This window comes from Actinoplanes rectilineatus (assembly GCF_000962825.1).
GTDB classification, from domain to species: domain Bacteria; phylum Actinomycetota; class Actinomycetes; order Mycobacteriales; family Micromonosporaceae; genus Actinoplanes; species Actinoplanes rectilineatus.
Window position 1 is genome coordinate 112137 of record NZ_JZKF01000008.1, and the last position, 12802, is coordinate 124938.

Below are 12802 nucleotides of genomic sequence, written 5' to 3' on the forward strand. Positions count from 1 at the left end.
GTTTGCCACCAGGACTTCCCGGGCCACCTCCTGCACGACCGGCCCTCCACGGGAGCCGGCCGGACCGGGTACGCAACGCCCGGCGCTTCCTCGTAGACGGTGGCGGAACCCCTTCACCCAGCAGCACACCCCGGTCGTGATGGCCGGGGTCCACGGTTCGACCGCTGCCGGTGATGCCTGCTCCTGCGGCTACTCGCCGGGGTGGCCGCTCAGCACGGCCAGAGCTGTGTGAACCTGCCGAAAGTCCTCCGGACGCCAACGCCGACGACCGATCCGGGCATTGAACTCGCGTGCCCGCCGGTAGTTGTCCTGCTCCTCGGCGACGCAGGTGAACTCCTCGTCCGGCATGCGGACGGCCTCCAGCCAGGCGCGCTGGCCGGGACGACGGCACTCCTCCAGCAGGTCGGCCAGGTCGGAGCCGAACACGTGGTAGAAGTTCTGCTGGCCCAGTTCGGTCTCGTAGATGACGTCACCGGGCTGCTCGATCGGATGCGCGCCCACGGTGCCGGCCGCCAGACGCCCGGCCCACTCGGCCTGCAATTCCACCAGGTCCCCGGAGACCGACGGCGCCACCAGCACCTCGCCACGAGGGTCGGTGACATCGCAGAGCATCCGCAGGAACTCGGCACGCCGGGCGGCGGTCGGAATGTGTGAGACAGCGCTGTACCAGGACGTGGTCACGCCGAACGGCCGGCCCTCGTTGGCCGCCCGGACCAGGAGACCGACGTCCGGGGCGGCGTCGCCCTCCGCGCCGTGCACAAAAGTCACCGACACCGCCGGACCACCGACGGCTGGGCCACCACCGCGGGCCGGGCCTCCAGCGACACCGGCAGCAGGGCCTTCTCCGACAGCAGGACGGGCGACAGTCCCCACCCGGTAACCGCCCGGCGCGTCGTTGTCCCAGGAGAGCTTGTCGACGACGGTGAAACCCTCATCGTGGATCAGGTTGCGTGCTGCCTTGCGGAGGCCGTTGGCCGCCACGTCGTACGCCACGACGTGCAGATCACGCCGCATGTCAGCACAGTCCACCGCGAACCGGGCGACGAACTCGTTGGTGACCCGGCCGGTACCCGACCCGAAATCGAACAGGGTCAGCGGCGCACCGGGCGGCAGCATCTCGGACGCACGGCGCACCGCCTGATGCAGCGCCGACGACTCCGCGGTGAGAACGCGGACGGCCGACCGGTCGTCGTAGCCGGTGCCGAGGTACCGCTCGTCGTAGACAGCCCGCTGCCACTGCATGCGCTTCATCTCTCACCCGTCGGCTCGGCTCGCTGCGCACCCAGTGTCGCCACCCGGCACGCCGCCCACCATAGGAACGAATCGGGTCGTACACGAATTGACGTCACCCGCTGGGGTTCCCCCAGTGTGCCGCTCGACGGTGCTTCGGGAACAGACGGAAGCGCCGTCCGGTGGGGGCCACGGGACGGCGCTTTACGCGTACCCCCGGAAGGGGGTTTTGATCTGTCAGGAGTTGGAGGCGATCAGCTCGCGTTTGCGGTCGCGTGAGGATTTGACCAGGCTGGCGATGGTGGCGATACCCAACGTGCCCAGGATGACCAGCAGGGAGAGCCAGATCGGGATCTCCGGGGCCCAGTGGAAGCCCTCGCCGCCGTTGATGAACGACAGGTTGTTGGTGTGCAGGGCCTCGAGGACCAGCTTGACGCCGATGAAGGCGAGCACCACGGCCAGGCCGATGTTGAGGTAGACCAGACGCTCCAGCAGACCGCCGAGCAGGAAGAACAGCTGGCGCAGACCCATCAGGGCGAACACGTTCGCGGTGAAGACGAGGTACGGCTCCTTGGTGATGCCGAAGATCGCCGGGATGGAGTCGAGCGCGAAGATCAGGTCGGTGGTGCCGATCGCGATCATGACGATCAGCATCGGGGTGAAGAGGCGCTTGCCGGTCTCCGAGACGACGCTGAAACGGCCGTCACCGAACGACGAGGAGAGCGGCAGCGCACGCTTCGCCCAGCGGATGAGGATGTTCTCCTTGAACTCCTCCTCCTCGTCACCGCCCTTGACCAGGGTGATCGCGGTGTAGACCAGGAACGCGCCGAAGATGTAGAACACCCACGAGAACTGGGTGATCAGCGCGGCGCCGGCGGCGATGAACGCGCCCCGCATGATCAGCGCGAGCACGATGCCGATCAGCAGCACCTTCTGCTGAAGATGCCGTGGCACCGCGAACCGGGCCATGATGATGACGAAGACGAACAGGTTGTCGACGCTCAGCGAGTACTCGGTGAGCCAGCCGGTGTAGAACTCACCGGCTGCGGTGCCACCCGCGGTCGCCCAGACCCCGATGCCGAACAGAACGGCGAGACCGACGTAGAAGGCGACCCACCCGCCGGCCTCTTTCATACTCGGCTCGTGCGGGCGCCGCCCGATGATCAGTAGATCGATCGCCATGACGACGACGAGAGCGAGGAGGGTGACAGCCCACACCCAGGCGGAAACGTTCAACGCGGACCTCCGGCAGACACGAGTCGTCGCTGCTCGAAGTCAAGACGGAATCCCGTCCGGGCAGCAAGCAGTGACGTGCGACTGTCGGAGGTCTCTTCCGCCGCGAACAGAGGTCCGCGACCACCGGCCCCGGGCCCGCCTGCTGAGGCGTTCCGTGCTGACGAGACCGGTGCGGGGGAATACTCCCCTCCCACACGGCCCATTGTTGCGCACTCGACCGCCGGGCAACACATCGGGAGCCCGGGTGTGGCGGACCTCGCGGTCAAACCACTCATCGCAGTCGGTTTCTCCGCGTCCACCGCCGGTTCACCCATGCGCCGCCTCCTCCAGCCGACTGCCACCACGCCAGGTTAACCCGGTATTGCATAAATATGTGCTGGTCAGAACACCGACACAGGGGGTCGAGCATCCTAGTACGGCGACTTCCGGGTACGTATGGGACGCTTGCGGGCATGGTGCTCGAAGTCACGCTGATCGACGTTCTCCCTGGCCGCGAGGATGATTTCGTCAACGCCTACCAGCGTGCGCGGCCGATGATCGCAGGAGCACCCGGATGTCGAGCGGTGCGACTGAGACGGTCGGTGGATGTTTCGTACCGGTTCACGCTTCTCGCGGAATGGGACAGCGTGGAAGCGCACGAACGGAACTTCCGGCGGACCGAACGGTTCGCGCAGTGGCGGGCGCTGATCGGCGGGGCGCTCAAACAGCCGCCGACGACCGAACTGTTCGGCGACTTCCCGACCCGGTTGGATCCGGAGCACGATTTCTCCTAACGCCCTCGCTTTCTCCTAACGCCCTCGCTCGCCTCGCGCGCTCGCTTTCTCCTAACGCCCTCGCTCGCCTCGCGCGCTCCTCGGGGGTCATCGCAGAAACCGGGCACGGCGACCCCTGTCCACGAAGCCGAGCCGCCGGTACACCGATGCGGCCGGGTTGTCGACGTTGACGCACAGCCAGGCGTGCGCGATGCCCGCAGCGGCCATCCGGTGCAGCGACTCCCGCATCAGGGCGGAGGCGAGACCTCGGCGGCGCGCTTCCGGCCTCACACCGATCTGTACGATCCAGCCGACTCCCGCCGTCACGAATCCCGCGTCCCGGCTACGGTCGACGCTGTTGATATCGCCACCGTCGTCGCGGCTCTCCTCAGGCAGCATCGCGAGCAGTGAGAACTCCGGCCGGAAGTCGTCGTCGTCCTCCGTGTCGGCGATCCACTCGGCGGCCGGCGTCCCCGGAAAGCCGGGCCTGTCCCGGAACGCCGCGGTGTAGACGGCATGGAATCGTTCCGCGGTCTCCCCGCTCCACACGGCCGTCGTCGTCCCCGCCGGCCAGTCCGGTGGCATGATGGCCCGATCGGCGAGGTCCATCCGCATCACGTCTTCGGCGAAACTCTGCCGGAACCCGCGGGAGGCGAACAGTTCCGCCGCTCCCGCCGTGAGCCCCTCACTCTCCACCCGGACAACAGCCGTCGCCGGTACCGCGGGAGGTCTCGCAGACGCCCCTGTGGCCTCTCCTGCTGTTCTCCCCGCATCGGCGGACGGCGGGCCGGGATGTCCCACCTGTCTCGCGCCGTGTCGGGCTTCGGCGGCGGTAGCGCCGGACTGCAGCAGACCGGCGGCGGCCAGACCGTGGTCCAGCAGACGGCTGCCGATGCCGCGACCACGGGCGTCCGGGTCGACCAGTCCGATGATCGCCACACCGTCGTCCACCGGGCGCACCGCAAGCGCCGCGAGCAGCCTGCCGTCACCGGTCGACGGCCGAACCGCGAATGCCACCGACCCCGGAGCGGCCCAGCGACTGCGGAGGAAGCCGGGTTCCACCGCGAGCGGCAGACCGCCGTCAACTGCCAGGCAACGCCGGACCAGGCCGGTCAGCTCTTCCTCGTCCAGCGGGCCGGCCTCGATCGAGCAGGCGCCGATCGAGCCGGCGTCGATCGGGCCAGCGTCGATCGGGCCGACGTCGATCGGGCCAGCGCCGATCGGGCCAGCGCCGATCGGGCCAGCGCCGATCGAGCCGGCGTCGATCCGGGCAGCGTCGATCGGGCCGACGTCGATCCGGGCAGCGTCGATTTGGGCAGCCGCCGCAGGGACAGTCGTCATGGCGCGAGCCTAGCCATTCCGGCCGTTCGCAGCCTCCGAACTCCGCCCGCCCAACTGCCTCCCGCAGCCTCGGGTGCCAGGCCCTGCCGCCTCCCGGCCCTGCCGCCCCCGCAGCCTCAGGTGGCAGGCCCTGCCGCCTCCCGATCGCTCCGGCACCCGACACCTGACGCTGTGAGACGGGATCGGCAACGGCATCGACTTCGCGGCACAGAGCGACAGCGGGCCACCCTCCCACGCCGCTCAACTTAAGTTGATCAAAGCCGTCGCCAGTGATCATGCGATCCCCTTCGCCGCGGCGACTCGTCGGCCGTTGACAGCGGCAGTCACGTCGGCGCAGCTCAGCTATCCGTCGCGGCGCGGGGCCACCTCCAAGATCAACGTAAGCTGAGTGGCATCACGCAACCGCCGGCCGTCGCCCACGGCCGTTGTCGACTCGCGTACGAACCATGGCCGACGGCCGAACCGGTCAAGCCGTCAGCCACGGCTGTTCGGGAGGTGGGAATCAGCCGTGGGCGACGGCTCGGGGTCACCCAGCCGTCGACCACGGTTGCTTTCGACTCGCAAACGAACCATGACCGACGGCCGAACCAGTCAAGCCGTCAACCACGGCTCTTCGAGAGGCGGGAATCAGCCATCAGCGACGGCTCGGAGTCACCCAGCCGTCGTCCGCGGTTGTTTTCGGCTCTCGGGTGGACCGGGGCCGACGGCCAGGGGTAGCCGGAACGCCACGCGCCCTATTCCGATCTTGGCGGCGGGTCCGGGGAGGCTGCGAGTGGCTGAACGGTGCCTACGCACGAGGCGACCGGAGACGGCGCACGGCAGACGTGATCGCAGCCGCAGCAGAGTCGCCGGTCACATTCATGATCAACTTAAGCCGAGTGGCATCGGGCCACCCTCTTCCCTCGGCCGAGCACCGCAGACGACGGCAGGCCACCCCCTGCCCTCGGACAAGCACCACAGACGACGGCCGGACACAGTAAGAAAAAGCCGGGCAACACGGAAATAGCCCGGCGAGCCGCGCCGCCTGAGCCGCACGCCTCACCGGGACCGAACCGAACCACACCCCGTCCGCACCGAACGCCGACCGGCCGAATCCGAACCACGCCACCCAAGCACCCAAGCACCCAAGCACCCAAGCACCCAAGCACCCGAGCACCCGAGCCGAATGTCCACACGGACCACGCCGGACCTGGCCGCCCGACCCGAACCCCCGCCCGGACCGAGCCGAACCACGCCGGACCGAGCCGACCGAACCGAACGCCTGGGCCAGGCCGGACCGCCCCGCCAGGGCCGTGACGTCGTTACTTCACGCCGGCCATGTCCATGCCGCGCAACTCTTTCTTCAGCTCGGAGATCTCGTCACGGATCCGGGCCGCCAACTCGAACTGCAGCTCGCGTGCGGCGCCCAGCATCTGATCGTTGAGGTCTTGGATGAGCTGGGCCAGCTCGGTGCGGGCCATGCCCGGACGCGCCGTCCCCGAGCCGGCCTTGGCCTTCGAGCGGGTCTCCGGGACAGGCGCCTTGCCGCGCGACATCTGCCGGCCGGCGCCGCCGACCATCGGGCCCGCCACGGCGTCGTCGGTGTCCTCCGCCTCGCGGTAGATGTCGTCGAGGATGTCGTGGATCTTCTTGCGGAGGGCCTGGGGTTTGATGCCGTTCGCCTCGTTGTGCGCGATCTGCTTGTCGCGCCGGCGGTCGGTCTCCTCGATCGCGTTGCGCATCGACGGCGTGATCTTGTCGGCATACATGTGGACCTGGCCGGAGACGTTGCGGGCGGCGCGGCCGATGGTCTGGATCAGCGAGCGGCCGCTGCGCAGGAAGCCCTCCTTGTCGGCGTCGAGGATCGCCACCAGCGACACCTCGGGCAGGTCGAGGCCCTCCCGGAGCAGGTTGATGCCGACAAGCACGTCGTAGTCGCCCTTGCGCAACTCCTTGAGCAGCTCGACGCGGCGCAGTGTGTCCACCTCGGAGTGCAGGTAACGCACCCGGATGCCGTTCTCCAGGAGATAGTCGGTGAGGTCCTCGGCCATCTTCTTGGTCAGCGTGGTGACCAGGACCCGCTCGTCGCGCTCGGTGCGGAGCTTGATCTCGTGCATCAGGTCGTCGATCTGGCCCTTGGTCGGTTTGACCACGACCTCCGGGTCGACCAGGCCGGTGGGGCGGATGACCTGTTCGACGAACTCCCCCTGGGCCTGCTCCATCTCCCAGTTGCCCGGGGTCGCGGAGAGGAAGACCATCTGGCCGACCCGGTCGAGGAACTCGTCGAAGCGCAACGGGCGGTTGTCGGCGGCGCTGGGCAGCCGGAACCCGTGCTCGATGAGGATCCGTTTGCGCGACGCGTCCCCCTCATACATCCCGCCGATCTGCGGGATCGTCACGTGCGACTCGTCGATCACCGTCACGAAGTCGTCGGGGAAGTAGTCGAGCAGCGTGAACGCCGGGTCGCCCGGCTGCCGGCCGTCCATGTGCATCGAGTAGTTCTCGATGCCGTTGCAGAAGCCGACCTGGCGCATCATCTCGAGGTCGTAGGTGGTGCGCATCCGCAGGCGCTGAGCCTCGAGCAGCTTGCCCTGCCGGTCCAGTTCGGTGAGGCGTTCCTCCAGCTCGGCCTCGATGTCGCTGATAGCCCGTTCCATCCGCTCCGGGCCGGCGATGTAGTGCGACGCCGGGAAGATGATCAGCTCGTCGACCTCGCGGACCACGTCGCCGGTCAGCGGGTGCAGGTAGTAGAGCTTCTCCACCTCGTCGCCGAAGAGTTCGACCCGGACGGCCAGCTCCTCGTAGGCCGGGATGATCTCCAGGGTGTCGCCGCGGACCCGGAAGGTGCCGCGTTGGAAGGCCACGTCGTTACGGGTGTACTGGATGTCGACCAGGCGGCGCAGCAGCTTGTCGCGGTCGATCTCGTCGCCGACCTTGAGCCGGGCGGCACGTTCGACGTATTCCTGCGGGGTGCCCAGACCGTAGATCGCCGAGACGGTGGCGACCACGATCGTGTCGCGCCGGGTGAGCAGCGACATGGTGGCCGAGTGGCGCAGCCGCTCGACCTCCTCGTTGACCGACGAGTCCTTCTCGATGTAGGTGTCGGTCTGGGCGATGTACGCCTCAGGCTGGTAGTAGTCGTAGTAGCTGACGAAGTATTCGACGGCGTTGTTGGGCAGCAGCTCGCGGAACTCCTTGGCGAGCTGGGCGCAGAGCGTCTTGTTGGGCGCCAGGACGAGAGCCGGCCGCTGCAGACGCTCGATCAGCCAGGCCGTGGTGGCGCTCTTGCCGGTGCCGGTGGCGCCGAGCAGCACCGTGTGCCGGTCGCCGCGACGCACCCGCCGCTCGAGGTCGTCGATGGCTGCGGGCTGGTCACCGGCGGGCTGATAGTCGCTGACGACCTCGAACCGGCCGTCGAGTCGTGGGATGTCGAGCGCCATGCCACCACCGTACGTCGGGGGTACGACATCTTGGGTCAGGCGGGCTGCCATCCGGTGGACAACGCCCAGTCGTCGGCCGCCCGGGCCTCCTCGTCGAACCACGGCTCCTTCGCGGCGCGGTATCCGGCCCGGTCCGGGAAGCGCACCGCGAGGTCCGCCTTGGCCGTGGCGTAGGCGTCCCGCGCCTCCGGCACCGCGCGCAGGTGGTCGCGCATCAGCAGCGCGAACCGCCAGCCCGGTGAGCCGGCGACCCGTATGTGCAGGTTCACCCGATACCCCGGGTCGGCGCACCCGTGCAGTCGTTTCGGCCAACGGTGCCCCGGCAGGCCGCGGGCGTTGTCGGTCCACTCCCCCGGCCACCGCGGGAAGCCCAGCTCACCGAGGCGATCGGCGAACGCGTCCGCCTCGGCGAGGGTCCGCACGCTCAGCATGAGATCGATGATGTCCTTGGCGGGCAGGCCGGGCACCGAGGTCGAGCCGATGTGGTGAGCGGTCACGCCGGGACCGAGGCCGTGCTCGATCCGGGCGATCAGCCGGGCGGCGGCACACGGCCAGTCCGGGTCGGCCGCCGTCATCCGGGTCTCCGGGCCTTTCGCGACAGCACGGCCGAGTCGCACATTACGTTCGAAGGGGACGAGCCGGTCGCGCCACAGCTCGTCGATCCGGGCGTGCAACTGGTCGAGATCACCGTCGTTGGCCAGGACCACGTCACCGGCGGCACGGCGGCTCTCGTCGTCGATCTGCGCGCCGATCCGGGCCGCGGCGTCCGCCGCCGACATGCCGCGCATCTGCGTCAGCCGCCGGGCGCGCACCTCACGGTCCGCATCGACCACGATCACCAGATGGTACGTGGCGGAGAGCCCCGTCTCGACCAGGAGCGGAACGTCGTTGACCACGATCGCGTCGGAGGGTGCCTGGTGGGTCAACGCGGCAGTCCGTGCGCGTACCCGGGGATGAATGATCTGTTCCAGGCGCCGCCGGGCCGCCTCGTCGCCGAACACCTTCGCCCCGAGCGCCGGCCGGTCGAGATCACCCTCGGGGGTGAGCACGCCCGACCCGAACGCCGCCACGATCTCGGCGAGACCGTCGGTGCCCGGCCGCACCACCTCCCGGGCCAGCACGTCGGCATCGACGATCACCGCGCCGCGCTCGGCGAGCCGGGACGCCACCGCACTCTTGCCCGCACCGATTCCACCCGTGAGCCCGACCATCAGCATGCGCCCAGTATCCCGGTGCCGGCCATCGGCCGCGTCCGGCGGATCGTCCGTCTTCAGGAAAGGCGAAAGGCCGCCCCGGCGTGATGCCGGGACGACCTTTCCGGGTATTACCTGCCGACTGTCGCCGGCGCGGCCGAGTCAGGACTCAGCCGTCGTGATGTCAGCCCTTGCCGCCGGCAAGCTTCTCGCGCAGAGCGGCGAGAGCCTCGTCGGTGGCCAGGGTGCCCGCGGGCTCCTCGGTGGAGCGCGACGGGGTCGACGAGCTCGAGGAGGAGGAAGACGACGACGACGAGGACGTCACGCCGCCGACCGGGACCGGGTTGAGGGCAGCCTCGGCGTCGGCCTCGCGGGACGCCTGCACCTGCTTGGTGTGGGCCTCCCAGCGCTCGCGGGCGTCGGCGTACTGCTTCTCCCACGTCTCGCGCTGCTTGTCGAAGCCCTCGAGCCACTCGCCCGTCTCCGGGTCGAAGCCCTCCGGGTAGATGTAGTTGCCCTCGTTGTCGTACGTGGCGGCCATGCCGTAGAGGGTGGGGTCGAAGTGCTCCTCGCCCTCCACGAAGTTCTCGTTGGCCTGCTTGAGGGACAGCGAGATCCGGCGACGCTCGAGGTCGATGTCGATGACCTTGACGAGGACGTCGGAGCCGACCTGGACGACCTGCTCCGGCAGCTCGACGTGACGCTCGGCCAGCTCGGAGATGTGCACCAGGCCCTCGATGCCGTCGTCGACGCGGACGAACGCACCGAACGGAACGAGCTTGGTGACCTTACCCGGGACGATCTGGTTGATCGCGTGGGTCCGGGCGAACTGGCGCCACGGGTCTTCCTGGGTCGCCTTCAGCGACAGGGAGACGCGCTCGCGGTCCAGGTCGACGTCGAGAACCTCGACCTCGACCTCCTGGCCCACCTCGACGACCTCGGACGGGTGGTCGATGTGCTTCCAGGAGAGCTCGGAGACGTGCACCAGGCCGTCCACGCCGCCCAGGTCCACGAAGGCGCCGAAGTTGACGATGGAGGACACGACGCCCTTGCGGACCTGGCCCTTCTGCAGCTTGTTGAGGAACTCGGTGCGAACCTCGGACTGCGTCTGCTCGAGCCAGGCGCGGCGGGACAGAACCACGTTGTTGCGGTTCTTGTCCAGCTCGATGATCTTCGCCTCGAGCTCGCGGCCGACATACGGCTGCAGGTCACGGACGCGCCGCATCTCGACCAGCGAGGCCGGGAGGAAGCCGCGGAGGCCGATGTCGAGGATGAGGCCACCCTTGACGACCTCGATGACCGAACCGCGGACGACGCCGTCGTCTTCCTTGATCTTCTCGATGGTGCCCCAAGCCCGCTCGTACTGAGCGCGCTTCTTCGAGAGGATCAGACGGCCTTCCTTGTCCTCCTTGGTGAGGACGAGGGCTTCGATGTGGTCACCGACCGACACCACTTCCGCGGGGTCCACGTCATGCTTGATCGACAACTCGCGCGAGGGGATGACGCCCTCGGTCTTGTAGCCGATGTCGAGCAGGACCTCGTCCCGGTCGACCTTGACGACGGTGCCTTCGACGATGTCGCCGTCATTGAAGTACTTGATGGTCTCGTCGATGGCCGCGAGGAATGCTTCCTCCGAGCCGAGATCGTCGACGGTGACCCTGTTGGCGCTCGAGGTGGCCTCGATGCTGCTCGTCATGTGGACTGTTGCTCCGAACGGATGGTGTCGTGGTGTCTCTCGCGCTCTGCGGAACTGCCACCGGAAGCGACACGAGACGAACGAGAACGACCACCCTTGAGCAGTCTGATCAATGCCATCGATCATGCCGAGACCGGCGACCGCGGAGCCTGCTCCCTGCCGAGGCACACGATCCGCGAGCGCATCGACTAGCTTACCGTGCGCATTACCACAGGTTGCAAGCCCTCCTGAGGAGCGCGGCACATTGTTAGCTCCGAACCCGCCATCATGCCCGATTTAGCCCGAATAAGGACAGGCGACGCGCCTGTCGTACCGTTGCCGGGTGACTGAGATCCCCACCGCGGCAGCCCCGCCGGGTCGTAACGTGACTGAGACCGAGGCGCGCCGGGCCAACCGCTCGTGGTGGGACCTCGACGCCGACGACTATCAGGACGAGCACGGCAAGTTCCTCGGTGACGTCGACTTCGTGTGGTGCCCGGAGCGTCTGCGGGAGGCTGACGCGCGGCTGCTCGGTCCCGTACACGACAAGAAGATCTTGGAACTCGGTGCCGGAGCCGCGGCAGCGAGCCGGTGGCTGCGCCGGGAGGGTGCCCTGCCGGTCGCCATGGATCTCTCCGCGGGCATGCTGCGGCATGCGTCCGAGGCCGCTTCCCGGTCCGGGGTACGCGTTCCGCTGATCCAAGCCGACGCCATGGCCCTGCCGTTCCGTGACGGCGCGTTCGACATCGTCTGCACGGCGTTCGGCGCGATCCCGTTCGTGACCGACTCGGCCGCCGCGATGCGGGAGGTCGCCCGGGTCCTCCGGTCGGGCGGGAGCTGGGTGTTCTCGGTGACGCACCCGATGCGGTGGGCGTTCTGGGACGAGCCCGACGAGAGCGGGCTCGTGGTGCGGAACTCGTATTTCGACCGGACGCCGTACGTCGAGCGCGACGACGACGGAACGGTCAACTATCTCGAACAGCACCGGACCCTCGGCGACCGGATCCGGGAACTGGTGGCGGCCGGATTCGTGGTGCGCGACCTGATCGAGCCGGAGTGGCCGGCGGATCACGACGGCGTGTGGGGCCAGTGGAGCCCGCTGCGCGGACGGCTCTTCCCCGGCACGGCGATCTTCGTCTGCGATCTGCCCGGTTCTCACGAGTAGTCACCGTTTCCGCTCGTCGGGCCGGGGTATCCGGTCGGACATGGGAAAAGCTGGTGAAAGCCCGAAAAAGGGTGACAAGGTGAGCTGGCGCAGTCATGGCGAGACCGTGCACGGCACCGTCGAACAGAAGATCACCAAGCGGACCGAGGCCGCCGGGCGGACCGTGGCGGCCTCACCGGACGAACCGCAGTACCGGGTGCGCAGCGACAGGACCGGCCGCGACGCGGTGCACAAACCCGCATCGCTGCGCCGTCGCTGACCGGACGATCGGCCCCGAGGTGCGGACCGGGTTCCGCAAAGCGGTGACCGTCAGCCCCGCGAGCCGGGGACACGACCCACTCACACAGCGGGCGGATCCAGCAGCCCGGCCAGCGCGGTGAGGGCACCCGGAACGAGCCGGTAGTAGACCCAGGTGCCCCGGCGGGAAGCGTCCACCAGGCCGGCCTCCCGCAGAATCCGCAGATGGTGGGAGATCGTCGGGCCGGTCAGCGAGAACACCGCGCCCAGATCGCAGACGCACGCCTCCCCGCCCTCCGCGGAGGCGATCATCGACAGCAGCCGCAGACGGACCGGGTCGCCGAGTGCCTTGAAGACGCCGGCCAGTTCACCCGCCCGGGTGGCATCCAACGAACCGTGCAGCAGCGACGCGACCGGCTTCCCCGGCGTCGCTGCCGGGAGCGGCGAGGCGGTCTCCACCGCCAGGGACCGGCTGGGCATCGAACCAGGGTGGCAGATCATCGCGCTCCCCGCGGCCCCTGAACCACCCGAACGGGCACGATCCATCCCGTCCA

At 68.6% G+C, this 12802-nt stretch carries 10 protein-coding genes; 3 read left to right on the forward strand and 7 right to left on the reverse strand.

Going from position 1 to position 12802, the window contains the following annotated elements; genetic code table 11:
• Positions 1-189: 189 nt before the first annotated feature.
• Positions 190-1251: a hypothetical protein gene (locus tag WH85_RS09055; protein WP_169792425.1), complete on the reverse strand. Its 1062-nt coding sequence runs from the start codon at positions 1249-1251 to the stop codon at positions 190-192.
• A gap of 216 nt (positions 1252-1467) precedes the next feature.
• Positions 1468-2466, reverse strand: coding sequence for a TerC family protein (locus WH85_RS09060; RefSeq protein WP_045741287.1), 999 nt, complete (start codon positions 2464-2466; stop codon positions 1468-1470).
• Positions 2467-2918: 452 nt separating this feature from the next.
• Between WH85_RS09060 and WH85_RS09065 the strand changes: the two genes are divergently transcribed.
• Positions 2919-3239, forward strand: coding sequence for an antibiotic biosynthesis monooxygenase family protein (locus WH85_RS09065; RefSeq protein ID WP_045741288.1), 321 nt, complete (start codon positions 2919-2921; stop codon positions 3237-3239).
• Between the two features lie 87 nt (positions 3240-3326).
• Here the strand turns inward: WH85_RS09065 and WH85_RS46840 are convergent, their stop codons facing one another.
• The 4 genes from WH85_RS46840 to rpsA all read right to left on the reverse strand — a co-directional run bounded on the left by WH85_RS46840 (position 3327) and on the right by rpsA (position 10867).
• On the reverse strand, positions 3327-4559 hold the full coding sequence (locus WH85_RS46840) for a GNAT family N-acetyltransferase (RefSeq protein ID WP_052720269.1): 1233 nt from the start codon (positions 4557-4559) through the stop codon (positions 3327-3329).
• Positions 4560-5860: 1301 nt separating this feature from the next.
• Positions 5861-7978: an excinuclease ABC subunit UvrB gene (gene uvrB, locus WH85_RS09075; RefSeq protein WP_045741289.1), complete on the reverse strand. Its 2118-nt coding sequence runs from the start codon at positions 7976-7978 to the stop codon at positions 5861-5863.
• A gap of 35 nt (positions 7979-8013) precedes the next feature.
• Positions 8014-9195, reverse strand: coding sequence for a dephospho-CoA kinase (coaE, locus tag WH85_RS09080; protein ID WP_045741290.1), 1182 nt, complete (start codon positions 9193-9195; stop codon positions 8014-8016).
• A 160-nt stretch (positions 9196-9355) separates the two neighbouring features.
• Positions 9356-10867 carry a 30S ribosomal protein S1 gene (gene rpsA, locus WH85_RS09085; protein WP_045741291.1) on the reverse strand — a complete coding sequence of 504 codons (1512 nt, stop codon included), beginning with the start codon at positions 10865-10867 and terminating at the stop codon, positions 9356-9358.
• Positions 10868-11189: 322 nt separating this feature from the next.
• Here rpsA and WH85_RS09090 point away from each other — a divergent pair, with 322 nt between their 5' ends.
• Both WH85_RS09090 and WH85_RS09095 read left to right on the forward strand, forming a co-directional pair.
• Positions 11190-12011 carry a class I SAM-dependent methyltransferase gene (locus WH85_RS09090; RefSeq protein ID WP_045741292.1) on the forward strand — a complete coding sequence of 274 codons (822 nt, stop codon included), beginning with the start codon at positions 11190-11192 and terminating at the stop codon, positions 12009-12011.
• Positions 12012-12090: 79 nt separating this feature from the next.
• A complete protein-coding gene (locus WH85_RS09095) occupies positions 12091-12270 on the forward strand; it encodes a hypervirulence associated TUDOR domain-containing protein (RefSeq protein WP_425394622.1) in 180 nt (59 codons plus the stop codon).
• 80 nt (positions 12271-12350) lie between these two features.
• Here WH85_RS09095 and WH85_RS09100 read toward each other — a convergent pair whose 3' ends face one another.
• The gene (locus WH85_RS09100; protein WP_045741294.1) at positions 12351-12728 is read right to left on the reverse strand and encodes an ArsR/SmtB family transcription factor; all 378 of its coding nucleotides are present in this window, start codon (positions 12726-12728) and stop codon (positions 12351-12353) included.
• Positions 12729-12802: the final 74 nt, after the last annotated feature.